Origin of the sequence: Devosia sp. Leaf420, from assembly GCF_001425445.1 — a bacterium.
Classification (GTDB): Bacteria; Pseudomonadota; Alphaproteobacteria; order Rhizobiales; family Devosiaceae; genus Devosia.
Genome location: NZ_LMQU01000003.1, coordinates 16,915 through 29,793 on the forward strand (window position 1 = coordinate 16,915; position 12,879 = coordinate 29,793).

At 60.0% G+C, this 12,879-nt stretch carries 14 protein-coding genes and 1 tRNA gene; 10 read left to right on the forward strand and 5 right to left on the reverse strand.

Features of this window, described 5'->3' with window-relative positions; translation table 11 throughout:
- Positions 1–42 precede the first annotated feature (42 nt).
- The 3 genes from ASG47_RS03645 to ASG47_RS03655 are packed head-to-tail and all read left to right on the forward strand — an operon-like array spanning position 43 to position 2,484.
- Positions 43–1,716, forward strand: coding sequence for a ribonuclease J (locus tag ASG47_RS03645; protein WP_061907398.1), 1,674 nt, complete (start codon positions 43–45; stop codon positions 1,714–1,716).
- Between the two features lie 4 nt (positions 1,717–1,720).
- Positions 1,721–1,972, forward strand: a complete 252-nt coding sequence (locus ASG47_RS03650; protein ID WP_061907399.1) for a DUF1467 family protein — start codon at positions 1,721–1,723, stop codon at positions 1,970–1,972.
- Between the two features lie 35 nt (positions 1,973–2,007).
- Complete coding sequence (locus tag ASG47_RS03655) at positions 2,008–2,484, forward strand: hypothetical protein (protein ID WP_061907400.1); 477 nt, start codon at positions 2,008–2,010, stop codon at positions 2,482–2,484.
- Positions 2,485–2,502: 18 nt separating this feature from the next.
- On the opposite strand, the gene ASG47_RS03660 is transcribed toward ASG47_RS03655, so the two are convergent.
- A complete protein-coding gene (locus ASG47_RS03660) occupies positions 2,503–2,826 on the reverse strand; it encodes an MmcQ/YjbR family DNA-binding protein (protein WP_061907401.1) in 324 nt (107 codons plus the stop codon).
- A gap of 395 nt (positions 2,827–3,221) precedes the next feature.
- On the opposite strand from ASG47_RS03660, the gene proS reads away from it, so the two are divergent.
- From proS to ASG47_RS03675, 3 genes are all read left to right on the forward strand, one after another.
- Complete coding sequence (gene proS, locus ASG47_RS03665; RefSeq protein ID WP_061907402.1) at positions 3,222–4,571, forward strand: proline--tRNA ligase; 1,350 nt, start codon at positions 3,222–3,224, stop codon at positions 4,569–4,571.
- A gap of 62 nt (positions 4,572–4,633) precedes the next feature.
- Positions 4,634–5,944, forward strand: coding sequence for an ABC transporter permease (locus ASG47_RS03670; protein WP_061907449.1), 1,311 nt, complete (start codon positions 4,634–4,636; stop codon positions 5,942–5,944).
- The gene (locus ASG47_RS03675) at positions 5,937–6,623 is read left to right on the forward strand and encodes an ABC transporter ATP-binding protein (protein ID WP_061907403.1); all 687 of its coding nucleotides are present in this window, start codon (positions 5,937–5,939) and stop codon (positions 6,621–6,623) included. The genes ASG47_RS03670 and ASG47_RS03675 overlap by 8 nt, the downstream gene beginning before the upstream one ends.
- A gap of 30 nt (positions 6,624–6,653) precedes the next feature.
- Here ASG47_RS03675 and ASG47_RS03680 read toward each other — a convergent pair whose 3' ends face one another.
- Positions 6,654–7,634 (reverse strand): hypothetical protein, encoded by a 981-nt coding sequence (locus tag ASG47_RS03680; RefSeq protein WP_061907404.1) that lies wholly within the window; start codon positions 7,632–7,634, stop codon positions 6,654–6,656.
- Between the two features lie 159 nt (positions 7,635–7,793).
- On the opposite strand from ASG47_RS03680, the gene ASG47_RS03685 reads away from it, so the two are divergent.
- The 3 genes from ASG47_RS03685 (at position 7,794) to ASG47_RS03695 (ending at position 10,536) form a co-directional block, all read left to right on the forward strand.
- Complete coding sequence (locus tag ASG47_RS03685) at positions 7,794–8,369, forward strand: nitroreductase (RefSeq protein WP_061907405.1); 576 nt, start codon at positions 7,794–7,796, stop codon at positions 8,367–8,369.
- Positions 8,370–8,447: 78 nt separating this feature from the next.
- On the forward strand, positions 8,448–9,251 hold the full coding sequence (locus tag ASG47_RS03690; RefSeq protein WP_061907406.1) for a transglycosylase SLT domain-containing protein: 804 nt from the start codon (positions 8,448–8,450) through the stop codon (positions 9,249–9,251).
- Between the two features lie 79 nt (positions 9,252–9,330).
- A complete protein-coding gene (locus ASG47_RS03695) occupies positions 9,331–10,536 on the forward strand; it encodes a DUF2336 domain-containing protein (protein WP_061907407.1) in 1,206 nt (401 codons plus the stop codon).
- A gap of 1 nt (position 10,537) precedes the next feature.
- Here the strand turns inward: ASG47_RS03695 and ASG47_RS03700 are convergent, their stop codons facing one another.
- The 3 genes from ASG47_RS03700 to ASG47_RS20520 form a co-directional block, all read right to left on the reverse strand.
- Positions 10,538–11,314 (reverse strand): NAD kinase, encoded by a 777-nt coding sequence (locus tag ASG47_RS03700; RefSeq protein ID WP_274532514.1) that lies wholly within the window; start codon positions 11,312–11,314, stop codon positions 10,538–10,540.
- Between the two features lie 64 nt (positions 11,315–11,378).
- Positions 11,379–11,454 (reverse strand) — tRNA-Thr (locus ASG47_RS03705).
- Between the two features lie 56 nt (positions 11,455–11,510).
- Positions 11,511–11,669, reverse strand: coding sequence for a hypothetical protein (locus ASG47_RS20520; protein WP_156463967.1), 159 nt, complete (start codon positions 11,667–11,669; stop codon positions 11,511–11,513).
- Between the two features lie 294 nt (positions 11,670–11,963).
- On the opposite strand from ASG47_RS20520, the gene cysD reads away from it, so the two are divergent.
- Positions 11,964–12,872, forward strand: a complete 909-nt coding sequence (cysD, locus tag ASG47_RS03710; RefSeq protein ID WP_061907408.1) for a sulfate adenylyltransferase subunit CysD — start codon at positions 11,964–11,966, stop codon at positions 12,870–12,872.
- The last annotated feature ends 7 nt before the right edge of the window (positions 12,873–12,879 follow it).

Genomic DNA, 12,879 nt, shown 5'->3' on the forward strand with positions numbered 1-12,879 from the left:
AAAGATCGCCAGGCGCCGTGCGCAAAAAGAAAGAAAAGACCCATGGCAAAGAACCAAAGGGATGAACTCGTTTTCGTGCCACTTGGCGGCGTTGGCGAGATCGGCATGAATATGGGGGCCTATGGTTTCGGCCCCGAACATTCGCGCAAGTGGATCGTCGTCGATTGCGGCGTCAGCTTCGGTGGACCGGATCTGCCGGGCATCGAACTCATCATGGCCAATCCCGAGTTTCTTGAGGAACACGCCGATGACGTTTTGGCCCTGATCCTCACGCACAGCCACGAAGACCATTACGGCGCCGTACTCGACCTCTGGCCGGTTTTCGAGCGCCCGGTCTACGCGACGCCGTTCACGGCGGCTATGCTGGCCGCCAAGCGGGCAGGGGACGGTATCGTCGAAAACGTCGATGTCCGCATCATGCGTCCCGGCAAGCCGTTCGAGATTGGTCCCTTCACCATCGAGGCGATCAACGTCGCGCATTCGATCCCCGAATCCAACAGCCTCCTCATTTCCACCCCCGTCGGCCGCGTCCTACACACGGGTGACTGGAAGCTTGATCCCACGCCCGTCGTCAACGCGCCGACAGATATTGCCCGCTTCGAGGCCATCGGCGCCGATACCAGTACGCCCCTCGCGCTCGTCTGCGATTCGACCAATGCGATGAAGGAGGGTGAAAGCCCGAGCGAAGCCGAGATCGGTGCCAACCTCGCCAAGCTGATCGCCGATGCGCCCCATCGCGTCGCCGTCACGACCTTTGCCTCCAATGTTGGCCGCGTCGTCTCCATCGTCCGCGCGGCCCATCAGGCCGGCCGCCAGGTCGTGCTCTCCGGCCGCTCGCTCCACCGCATCATGGGCATCGCCCGCGAAATCGGCATGCTCGAAGGCCTGCCGGTTCTCCATGATCAGGATGCCTACAAGACCATCGCGCGCGACAAGTGTGTCTTGATCTGTACCGGTAGCCAGGGCGAAGCCCGCGCGGCCATCGCCCGCATCGCGCGTGGCGAGCACCCGGTAATCGATCTCAACGCCGGCGACCGCATGATTTTCTCGTCCTGGGCCATTCCTGGCAACGAGCGCGAAGTCATCGATATCCAGAACCTCCTGATCGACAAAGGCGTCGAGGTCATCACCGCCAATGATGGCCTGGTCCACGTCACCGGCCACCCCCGCCGCGGCGAACTGCAGCGCCTCTATTCCTGGCTCAAGCCGCAGGTGCTCGTGCCCGTCCACGGCGAAGCCATGCACCTCCAGGCCCATGCCAAGCTTGGTCGCGAATCCGGCATTCCCAATGTCTGCGAAGCGCGCAATGGCGACATGGTCCGGCTCTTCCCCGAGCCCATGGCTTATCCCGCGGAAGTGCGCACCGGCGAACTCTATCTCGATGGCCTCGTCCTCTGCACGCCCGAGGAATCGGGCGTAAAGGGCCGCCGCCGCCTGTCCTTCGGCGGCATGGTCATCGTCAGCCTCGCGGTCAATTCATCGGGTCATGTCGTCTCCGGCCCCGATTATGTGGTCGAAGGCCTGCCGGAAACCGAAGATGAATCGCTCGTCGAGCTCATCGAGGAAGCCGTCGCCGGCACCATCAAGAGCCTGCCGCCCAAGCGCCGCTCTGACCCCGATGTGTTCAGCTCCGCCCTGTTCAAATCCATCCGCAACGAGGTAAACGCGTTCTGGGGCCGCAAGCCCAACGTCAACGTCTTCGTTCATAAGGTCTAGCGCCATGCAGTGGGGATCGATCGCCGCCGTTTTCTTCGTCGTCTGGTGGCTCTGCTTCGTCGCCGTGCTGCCGATTGGTTCCCACAGCCATCACGAAACCGGCGAGGCCCTGGTGCCAGGCGCCGATCCCGGCTCGCCAGTCGCTCCGCGCCTCATGCGCAAGGCCCTGATGGCAACGGGTCTCGCCGTGGTCTTCACCGCCCTCCTGCTCTGGGCGCTGACTAACGAAACGCTGATGGCCTATTGGAACCGCTAGCCCAGTCTGCGACACCCCAAAAGGGAGCTCCCGCCATGCGCAAGACCGTCATGGCCATGTCCGCCACTCTGGCCATGGTCAGCCCCGCCTTCGCAGTCTGGCAGGTCGACGACGAAAGCGACGATCAGGGCTTTCTCTTCATCGCCTCGCAAGTCGATGAAACCGACACGATCGAAGTGCAGCTGATCTGCGACGAATTCCGCGAAGGCGCGCTGCTCTTTTCCGTCTTCACCGGCATTCCGCTCGAAAAGCAAAAACACTCCATGCCGGATGCGCCGATCGCCGTCCGCTTCGGCAACGTCGCCTTCGATGATCTGATGGCAGAAGTCGTCGACCTCGACACCGAACGCGTGCTCGACGTCTCGAAAAGCGACCACCCGGAAGTCCGCCAGATCGCCCATGCCATCGCCAAGGGCAAGGAAATGGTCGTCACCTACCGGGATGAGCAGTGGGTCCTTGCCAGCGACAATGCATCCCCATCCGTCGGCCCCATGCTTGAAAACTGCCCCTGAAGCGTAGGTCCGAAACCCTCACCGCTTCTTCGCCGGCCCTACAGCATGCGCATAGGCCATTTCCAGCGCCGCCTGCACATCCGCCTCAGTCGCCGCCGCCAAATCCATAGCCGTCCAGCCCTGCCGCCCCCAGCCATTGTCGATGGGCCGAAACACGTCCGGCGCGAGCTGACATTTGAACGCCTGCTCATCCGGCGTCAGCTTCAAATTGACGCTTCTGCCATCGCCCGCCAGCGTCGCAAAAATCCGCTTCACCTTGAAAGCGATGCGATCGAAATGCGGCGCGCTTGTCACCTCGGCCAACGCCATCGCCATTCGCGTAAAATGTTCAGCATCAACCATAAGCCTATGACCCAAAATAAAAAAGCAGGGCACAAGGCCCCGCTCTTATGAGTTAAATCGACAATACCTTGGTCTTAGGCTCGCTGTTCAGCGTGCGGCCAAGGCTCCTCCCTTGACGTTGTCGATCGTTAGCGGTTGAACCGCCTTGGCTTTATTGTGACGGGAACCTAACAACAGATTTTCTGTCTGTCACGTAGATTCTGCATAGCAAGCATGCTTGAATCGTATGGACGGTTACGATCTGAGTGGGCATCAACAAAAGCCACGAGTCCTAGGCATGTCTCCTGAAAGTGGTTACCGGTTTCAGGGCGAAGACATGCGTCAAATAAGGAGCTAAAGCGGAGGGCGAGCCCGATCGGGCGCGACGCGCTTTAGCCAGCAATTTCGGAGTTCCCATGCGCCTTTCCCGCTATTTTCTGCCGGTGCTGCGCGATGTGCCCAAGGAAGCCGAGATCGTCTCGCACCGGCTAATGCTGCGTGCTGGCATGATCCGTCAGCAGGCCTCCGGCCTCTATTCCTGGCTGCCGCTCGGCTACAAGGTGCTGATGAAGGTCCAGAAGATCATCGAGGAGGAGCAAAACCGCTCCGGCGCGATCGAACTTTTGATGCCCACGATCCAGTCCGCCGATCTCTGGCGCGAATCGGGCCGTTACGACGCCTACGGCAAGGAAATGCTGCGCATCGAAGATCGCCACGAGCGCGAATTCCTCTATGGCCCAACCAATGAGGAAATGGTCACCGACATTTTCCGCACTTACGTGAAGTCCTATAAGGACTTGCCGCTGAATCTCTACCACATCCAGTGGAAGTTCCGCGACGAGGTGCGTCCTCGCTTCGGCACCATGCGCTCCCGCGAATTCCTGATGAAGGACGCCTATTCTTTCGATCTCGATAAAGATCGCGCCGTTGCCGCCTACGAGCGCATGTTCGTCGCTTACCTGCGCACCTATGCCCGCATGGGCCTGACCGCCATTCCGATGCGCGCCGATACCGGCCCGATCGGCGGCGACTTGAGTCACGAGTGGATCATTCTGGCCGAAACCGGCGAAAGCCAGGTCTTCTGCCATCGCGATCTCCTCGATAAGCCCATCCCCGGCCAGGATGTCGATTTCCGCGGCGATTTGAAGCCGATCTTCAACGATTGGACGTCGCTCTACGCCGCCACCGAGGAAATGGTCGATCACGCCGAATACGAAGCCTCGGTCCCGGAAGACAAGCGCGTCTCCGCCCGCGGCATCGAAGTCGGCCACATCTTCTATTTCGGCACGAAATATTCCGAGCCGATGAAGGCCTCTGTCACCGGCAATGACGGCAAGGAAACCATCGTCCACATGGGCTCCTATGGCATCGGTCTGACCCGTGTCGTGCCCGCCATCATCGAAGCCAGCCATGATGAAAACGGTATCGTCTGGCCGGTCTCCGTCGCGCCCTTCGAAGCCGTGCTCATCAATCTCAAGGCCGGCGATGCCGACACTGATGCCGCCTGCGACAAGCTCTATGGCGAGCTGACTGCGGCCGGCCTCGACATGCTCTATGATGATCGCGATCAGCCTGCTGGCTCCAAGTTTGCCACAGCCGATCTCGTCGGCATTCCTTATCAGCTCATCCTCGGGCCCCGCGGCCTTAAATCGGGCGAAGTTGAAATCAAACATCGCAAGACTGGCGAGCGCGAGACGCTGCCGCTCGCCAATGCGGTCGAGCGTCTCAAGGGCCTGATCGAACCCCAGCGGATGAACGACATTTGACCACCTCAGCGCAGCAAGCCCCGGCCGGCCGGTCCACCCGGCCGTTCTCCCTGTTTGAATGGATGATTGCTGCGCGCTATTTGCGCGCCCGGCGCAAGGAAGCCTTCATTTCGGTCATCGCCAGCCTCACCATGGTTGGCGTGGCCATTGGTGTGGCGACCCTCATCGTCGTCATGTCGGTGATGAACGGCTTTCGCGGCGAGCTTCTCGATAAGATCCTCGGGCTGAATGGGCATTTTACGGCCTATCCCATCGAGAGCCAGTTCACCGATTACAAGGAAACCGTCGACGCTCTCCAGACCGTCAACGGCGTAAAATTCGCTGTCTATTACGCCGAGGGCCAGGTGCTTGCCTCCGGCCGCGGCGGCTCGACCGGCGTGTCCGTCCGCGGCATGGATGAGGAAAATCTCAAGAAGCTGACGCTGCTTTATAATTCGGCAGAGCAGGGTGGTTTTGACTCTTGGGACCAGAACGATGGTGTCGCAATCGGCTATCGCTTGGCCCAGACGCTCGGCGTCGGGCTCGGCGATCAGGTCCAGATCATCAATCCCGATAGCGGCGCCATGACGCCCTTCGGCTCCACTCCGCAGATCAAATCCTATCCGGTTCGTACCATTTTCAATCTCGGCATGGTCGAATTCGATAGTCTCTTCATGTTCATGCCGCTGCAGACGGCACAGGACTATTTCAAGCTCTACGACGATGTCCTCAAGCCCGGCCAAGGCCCGCTCGACCCTATGGCGTCGGACGAAGAAATCGACGCCGCCTATGAGCGCATTTACCGCGCGAGCGGCGCGGAAATCTTCATCGACGATCCCGACAATGTCGCCGCCATGCGCGAGCGCATCGCCGCGACGCCCGGCCTCCGGCCTTTGCTGCTCAACGATTGGCAGCAGCGCAACGAGACCTTCTTCTCGGCTTTGCAGGTCGAGCGGGTTGTGATGTTCACTATCCTCTCGATGATCGTGCTCGTGGCCGCCTTCAACATCATTTCAAGCCTCGTCATGCTGGTGAAGGATAAGAGCAAGGACATTGCCGTGCTGCGCACCATGGGCGCCACACGCGGCGCCATCATGCGCATCTTCTCGATCACCGGCACCACTATCGGCGTCGTCGGCACGCTTTCCGGCCTCGTGCTGGGCCTGATCGTCGCCGCCAATGCCGAAGCACTGCGTTCCTCGATTTCCAATCTGCTCGGGGTTACGCTCTTCCCGCCGGAAGTCTTCTTCCTCTCCTCGCTCCCCAGCAAGACCGACCCGACCGAAGTCACTGTTGTCGTCGTCATGGCCCTCGGCCTCAGCTTCCTCGCCACGCTCTATCCCGCCTGGCGAGCCGCCCAATACGATCCTGTCGAGGCGCTGCGTTATGAGTAATTCGTTCCTGCGCCTTTCGGGTGTGCACCATCACTACGGTGAGGGCGCCACCCAGATCCGCGTCCTCGATGCGGCTGATCTTACCGTCGAAAGCGGCGAGCTCGTCGCCCTTGTCGCGCCGTCTGGCGCTGGCAAGTCGACATTGCTGCACCTCTGCGGACTGCTCGAAAGCCCGCAGTCGGGCGAAGTCGAGATCGTCGGCAACAAGACAAGCCAGCTCAACGATCGCGGCCGCACGCAGCTCCGCCGCAACACCGTGGGCTATGTTTACCAATTCCACCATCTGCTGCCCGAATTCAGCGCGCTCGAAAACGTCTCGATGCCGCAACTGATTGCCGGCAAGACACCCGCCGAGGCCAGCGTGCGTTCAATGGAACTGCTCGAACTTCTCGGCGTCGGCCCACGCGCCACCCATCGCCCAGCCGAACTCTCCGGCGGCGAACAACAGCGCGTTGCCATAGCCCGCGCCGCCGCCAATCATCCGCGCGTCATCCTCGCCGATGAGCCCACGGGCAATCTTGATCCCACTACCAGCGATGTCGTGTTCGAAGCTCTCAAGGGCCTCATCCGCACCGAAGGTGCTGCCGCGCTGATCGCCACGCACAATTACGATCTGGCGCGCCGCGCCGATCGCATCGTGACCATCAAGGATGGCAAGGTTATTCCGCACACGCTCTAATAGCGTCGCCAGCGCAACGGTCTATCGGGGCTAACCGCCCTGATATACGCTCGTCAAAACTTCGATCTCGCGCGAACCGCCTGAAACCACCTGCACATCGCGATTATAGACCTTCTCGCCTTGCTTGGCCAAAACGACATAGTCGCCTTCGGCAAGCACTGTGCTCGGGAACGCGCCGCGATCGGTAAACACCGTCGCGCCGTCGGCCGTGTTCACAGTCCACTCGACGTCGGCAATAGCCTCGCCGCCTTCTTCAGAGACGAGCTTGAACGAGACTTCGCTGGCGTGATGATAGAGCGTTGCGTCGGTCAACTCGCCGGCTTCGACGCGCAAGTCCGCGCGCACCACGGCGTTGATGTCACCGAAATGCGAGACGATGTGATAGGTCCCCGCGTTGAGCGTAACGATATCGTTTGGCGGCAAGCCTTCGGCAATCAACACGCGGCTCGCTTCGTCGCCGGCGGTGAAGATGTCGAACTTCAATTCGGTCGGCGGAATTGGAATGTCGCCGGTCACGGCGGAGTTGAGCCTCAGCGCTCCGGCCTCGAGATCGATCACCTTCTCATTGTTGCCGGGCACGACCGACAGCGATTCGCTTAGCTGTGCGCGGCCATAGGCGGCATGCACTACATATTCCCCTGGCGGCAGATCGAGTTTGGCGGTCGCCTGCTCCGATTTTGCCACTAGCGTCATATTGCCTTGCGCATCGGGCACACTGTCATAGACGCGCCAGATCACACCCTCTGGCACGGCTGCGCCTTCCTGCGTGATACGCGCCGTCAGGGTCACCGGTTGCGGCGCATCGGTGATTGCTGAAATGGCATCGGTAGCACTATTTGCGCCATCCGCCGCAGGAGCAGGCGCACTGGGCAGGGAGTCCGGATCAGGCCGCGGCCGGGGCAGGGGCGGGATCTCGACACTGTCTTGCGCGATGACTGTAGGCGCCGCGCTCAGTGACAGGCTGGTAAAGCCGAGAAAGGCGCAGGCGATCAGGCGAAAAGCAGGCAGCATGTGGTTCGGGCCATGGATGCGGTCGGGCGCTGACCGACTCTCATAAATATGGTGCGCGATTGGGGTTAAGCTGTGTCACAGACGGCGCGGCTTGAAAACCGCCACGGGAAAGGCTCAAAGCAATTTTACAGGCCCGTCACCCGATCCCCAAGGTTCATCATGCCCGCCAATCCTGCCCTCCGCGATTATCTCCTCACCCGCCGCTCCGTCGGCCAGGCCTTCCTCGCCGAACCCGCGCCGACCGGCGACGAGCTCAATACGCTCCTCACCATCGCGACCCGCGTCCCCGATCACGGCAAGCTTGCCCCATGGCGTCTCGTCCTGATCTCGGGTGATGCTCGTGCTGCTGCTGGCGAGAAGCTCGCCGAGATCGCCAAGCGAAAGCGCCCGGAACTCGACGAAGCCAGCCTTGATGCCGAGCGCCGCCAGTTCCTGCCGGCGCCGCTTGTCGTCGGTGTCATCTCGACGGCCAAGCCGCACGTAAAGGTGCCCGAATTCGAGCAGTTGCTCTCGGCAGCTAATGTCGCGTTCAACCTCATTCACGGCGCCTATGCGCTTGGCTATGCCGCGACTTGGATCACTCGCTGGTACACGTTCGATAAGGACGCTGCCGCGATGTTGGGCGCGAAGGATGGGGAGCAGTTTGTTGGCTTCGTCCACATCGGCACCCCGACGACGGCCATCGAAGACCGCCCGCGTCCCGATTTGTCGCAAGTCGTGACCGAATGGCGTTAACTCGTCGTCAATGTTAACGGACCGTTAGCCATAGTAAGGCATTCCTTAACGCAACTTCGGCTCGCACTCAGGCAGTTCATGGGCGTCCAGTCCATCTCCGTACCGCAAAACGTTGCCTCCGCACTCACTGCGGCAGGCAATCGTACGGGCGTGGATTTCTCCTATTTGCTGCAGACCGCGATTCGAGAAAGCAGCCTCAATCCGAGCGCCAAGGCATCGACCTCTTCGGCCACGGGCCTCTTCCAGTTCCTTGAAAGCACATGGCTTCAAACCATGAAGGAACAAGGCCCGGCGCTCGGCTATGGCCAATATGCCGACCAGATCCAGCGCAGGAGCGACGGCACCTACACCATCGCCGATCCCCAGACCAAAGCCGCAATCCTCAAACTGCGCGAGGATCCGCAAATCTCCGCTGATCTCGCCGCCGCCTTTACGCGACGGAATGGCGAATATTTGAAGAACCAGTTCGGCCGCAATCCAAGCGCCGGAGAGCTTTATATCGCCCACTTTCTGGGGGCTGAAGGCGCCGAGCGCATGTTTCGCGCCGGCCTGCAGGACCCCGACCAGTTGGCGGTCAATCTCTTCCCCCGCCAGGCCGACGCCAACCAGGCAATCTTCTATAGCAACGGCCAGCCACGCACGATTCGGGAAGTCTATCGCGTCCTCGTTGCCAAGCACGAAAACGGCACGAATGCCGCGTTTTCCGCCCAGCAGATGGCCGGCCAATCAACCGCAGCTCCACCTCCGCTCCCAGTCGTCCCGTCTCGATTCTCGACCGATAACATGTCCTTCACCGGACTCTTCAAGACCGTCCCCGATGTGCCCGTAGCCCCATCAGAAGCCGGCGGCTCGGCGTTTTTCACCCAGCTTTACGCCCGCTAAGCTCCGTGGATAAGTTATGGTGAACGCTTCCTTAAATACTCCGCGATAGTCTTTTCTCCGCTGCGGTGCGGAGAGAGTAATGATCGAGTATAGCGAGTTTGTCCGGCTGTCCCGGTCCCACGATAGCGACGAGCGCGGACACGCTGCACACCTGGCGGCGCTTGCGTTTCTCGACCACGAGGGCCCTGCAGACGAGCATGCTGCGCTCTATGCGTCTCTCATCAATTTTCTGGATGACCCATCTGTAAAAGTCCGCGCCGCCTTGGCCTATGGGCTGCTGCATTCAGAGCAGGCGCCACGCCCGATCATGATGGCGCTGCTGCAGGATAGTCCCATCATCTCGCGCGCGATTCTCCAGTATTCGCCGATACTGATCGACGCCGATTTGTTCAACGCCATCCGCAAAGGCGACGCCGCGATCTGGCTGTCGGTGGCCCAACGCGCCCAACTCTCAATGCGCGTCGCAACTCTCCTCATCGAGCGCGACGAGCCAGGCCTTGTCCTCCACATGCTGCGACGGACCGAGATTTCACTAGATGCATCTCTGTTGGTGCGGCTTGCTGCGACCCATGGGATGGATGCCAAGGTACGGGGCGCACTTCTTGCCCGCCCAGACCTTCCCGGTCCTGCTCGGCTTATTCTTGTGCAGCGCGTTACGGAAGCACTCCGCGAGACCCGAATTGTCGCTGGCGCATTGGCGCCCGAACGGCTCGAGCGCTTACTGCGCAACGGCTCGGACACGGCACTCTCAGCGATTGGCGAAGCGGAAGCCTATCTTCGTAAACGCGAGTTTGTTCAAACACTTGTGGGCTCAAGCCAACTGAATGCCCGCATTCTTCTGCACGCTTTGGTCACGGGCCACGTGATGTTCTTCGCGTCCTGTATTGCCGAACTGTCCGGGGCAACACGCGAAAAGGTCTTCACATTGCTCGAAAGCGGCAGCCGATCTGCCCTGTCCGCTCTACTGCTGCGCGCTGATGTTTCGACGGCTCTCGGCAAGGTGCTGGTGCAACTCGTCCTCCATGCCCGTACTGCCGATCTTGCAGACGATACAGCAGCGCGGCACTTTGTTGTTACCGCGCTCATCGAAGAGCTCATTGCAGAGTATGACGGCGTCATCCCCGAAGAGCTTGAAGAGACCTTTGCTTATCTGAGCGAGCAGAACATCGCTTTGGCGCGCAAGGCTGCTCGTGGCGTAATGCGCGTGTTCGCAGCCACGACGCATTTGCCGATGCTTGTCCCACCAAGCGACAATAGCCTGCCTTTGCAGCTACCTGCCGCCTGACCTAAAACTTGAATTGTTCGCTGAGAACGCGCTCTTCCAGGCTCTTTCCCGGATCGAAAAGCAGCGTGACCGCATGTGAGCGATCTTCGCGTACGGTCACTTCCCGCACGTTGTTGATCTCAATATTGTCCGCAACGGCGCTCACCGGACGCTTGTCGGCCTCCCGCAGCACAAAGCGCACGCGGGCCGCGTTACTCAGGATTGCCCCACGCCAACGACGCGGACGGAAAGGAGAAATCGGCGTCAGAGCCAACAATGGCGCCTCGATCGGCAGGATTGGGCCATGAGCGGAAAGATTGTAGGCCGTTGAGCCCGCCGGCGTCGACAAAAGTATGCCGTCGCAAATCAGCTCATCCAGCCGGATTTCGTCATCCACCGAGATCTGGATCTTTGCCGCCTGGTGGGTCGACCGAAACAGCGACACCTCGTTCAGCGCCAATGCCGTGCGACTTTGCCCAGAGGCATCGAGCACGTCCATCGAGAGGGGATAGATTTTGGTGCGCTGAGCAGATTCGAGCCGCTCGATGATATCGGCTGACGAAAAATCATTCATCATGAAGCCGACAGAACCGAAGTTCATGCCATAAACTGGCGTGCCTTGCTTCATGGCCAAGTGAAGAGTTTGAAGCATCAAACCATCGCCGCCTAGGGCGACGACATAGTCCGCGTCTTCAATGCTCACATCGCCTAAAATCTTACGCAGACCAGCAGCCGCGGCATCGGCTCCGGCCGTTTCGTTGGTCACGACTGATACGCGAGGCTTGGCCAAACCGCTCACATTGACACCTTAAACGGGCCGAGCGTTTAGCTCTGCCAGGTTACCGCCAATGTCGCGGTTGAACTGGTGCCGGCAGCAGGGTTCGAACCCGCGACCCCCTGATTACAAATCAGGTGCTCTACCAACTGAGCTATACCGGCACGCTGCTGGCGTTTAGCATTGGGGCAGGGGGCTCGCAAGGGATTCCAAGCGCAATTCAGGTCTTCGTTTTGCCGCCGGACGTCTTTCCGTTTTTGTCCACCGGCTGTTCAAGCTTTTTGTCCCCCGACTTTTGGCCGACATCGTTGACGTTGTCGTCCATCTGTTCGCCGTCTTCGGTCTCAAGCGGAGCGGGAGTAGATTTGTCTTTGCTCATGAAAAGATCCTCCATGAGAAACGCAATCCATCCCACCAACCATGGTTCCTCCTACTAACGGGAAGAAAAGCCGAGAGAATTATTTTTCCGCGTCTTATCGGTGGTGCGCCAAAGGTTGGGCGTCAGTCCGGCAGAATTGAAGTGGTTTGTCTGACTTTCGGCTCAACGTGCACAAAATTGCCCGAGGTGCCTGAAACCACTGGTTTTGCGGGACTTTTGGCCTTGATGCAGCCTATGTTTCAAACGTAATTACGAAGCTAAAGCCCGGCAAAATCTGTCCAGTCTGGAACGAACGTGACCCACAGCCGCCTGACCCATCTGCAATCGCTGGAAGCGGAAAGCATCGAAATCCTGCGCGAGGTCGCGGCGAGTTTTGAACGTCCGGTGATGATGTATTCGATCGGCAAGGACTCGAGCGTTCTGCTGCATCTGGCGCGCAAGGCTTTCTATCCGAGCAAGATTCCGTTTCCGCTGCTCCATGTCGATACGACGTTCAAGTTCAAAGAAATGATCGCGTTTCGCGAGCAGACCGCGAAAGAGTACGGCTTCGATCTGATCCGTCACACAAACCAAGAGGGCGTGCGCGACGGCATCAATCCGTTTGACCATGGCTCATCTCGCTACACCGACATTATGAAGACGGTGGCGCTGCGTCAGGCGCTGAATGCTGGCAAATATGACGCGGCGATTGGTGGCGCACGGCGCGACGAGGAAAAGTCCCGCGCCAAGGAGCGTGTCTTTTCGCATCGCAATGCCAACCATGCCTGGGACCCAAAGAACCAGCGACCAGAGCTCTGGCGCACGTTCAATACTCGTCTAAACCCCGGCGAAAGTATGCGCGTGTTCCCGATCTCGAATTGGACCGAGCTCGACGTCTGGACCTATATCTACGCCGAGCAGATCCCCATCGTGCCGCTCTATTTCGCCAAGCCCCGGCCAGTAGTCGAGCGCTCCGGGACGCTGATCATGGTGGACGACGAGCGGCTGCCGCTCGAGCCCGGCGAGAGGCCGCGCATGGAGACCGTCCGGTTCCGGACGCTTGGTTGCTACCCATTGACCGGAGCGATCCGCTCCGATGCCGCCGACCTTCCCTCCATCATCATGGAAATGCAGGCCAGCCGGACCTCCGAGCGCGAGGGCCGTTTGATCGACAGCGATTCCGTCGGCTCGATGGAAAAGAAAAAGCAGGAAGGCTATTTCTGAGATGAGT

Excerpts from the sequence above, each read along its gene's own strand:
- ASG47_RS03645 (WP_061907398.1), top strand. The coding sequence starts at position 43 with ATGGCAAAGAACCAAAGGGATGAACTCGTTTTCGTGCCACTTGGCGGC.
- ASG47_RS03650 (WP_061907399.1), top strand. The coding sequence starts at position 1,721 with ATGCAGTGGGGATCGATCGCCGCCGTTTTCTTCGTCGTCTGGTGGCTC.
- ASG47_RS03655 (WP_061907400.1), top strand. The coding sequence starts at position 2,008 with ATGCGCAAGACCGTCATGGCCATGTCCGCCACTCTGGCCATGGTCAGC.
- ASG47_RS03660 (WP_061907401.1), bottom strand. The coding sequence starts at position 2,826 with ATGGTTGATGCTGAACATTTTACGCGAATGGCGATGGCGTTGGCCGAG.
- proS (WP_061907402.1), top strand. The coding sequence starts at position 3,222 with ATGCGCCTTTCCCGCTATTTTCTGCCGGTGCTGCGCGATGTGCCCAAG.
- ASG47_RS03670 (WP_061907449.1), top strand. The coding sequence starts at position 4,634 with ATGATTGCTGCGCGCTATTTGCGCGCCCGGCGCAAGGAAGCCTTCATT.
- ASG47_RS03675 (WP_061907403.1), top strand. The coding sequence starts at position 5,937 with ATGAGTAATTCGTTCCTGCGCCTTTCGGGTGTGCACCATCACTACGGT.
- ASG47_RS03680 (WP_061907404.1), bottom strand. The coding sequence starts at position 7,634 with ATGCTGCCTGCTTTTCGCCTGATCGCCTGCGCCTTTCTCGGCTTTACC.
- ASG47_RS03685 (WP_061907405.1), top strand. The coding sequence starts at position 7,794 with ATGCCCGCCAATCCTGCCCTCCGCGATTATCTCCTCACCCGCCGCTCC.
- ASG47_RS03690 (WP_061907406.1), top strand. The coding sequence starts at position 8,448 with ATGGGCGTCCAGTCCATCTCCGTACCGCAAAACGTTGCCTCCGCACTC.
- ASG47_RS03695 (WP_061907407.1), top strand. The coding sequence starts at position 9,331 with ATGATCGAGTATAGCGAGTTTGTCCGGCTGTCCCGGTCCCACGATAGC.
- ASG47_RS20520 (WP_156463967.1), bottom strand. The coding sequence starts at position 11,669 with ATGAGCAAAGACAAATCTACTCCCGCTCCGCTTGAGACCGAAGACGGC.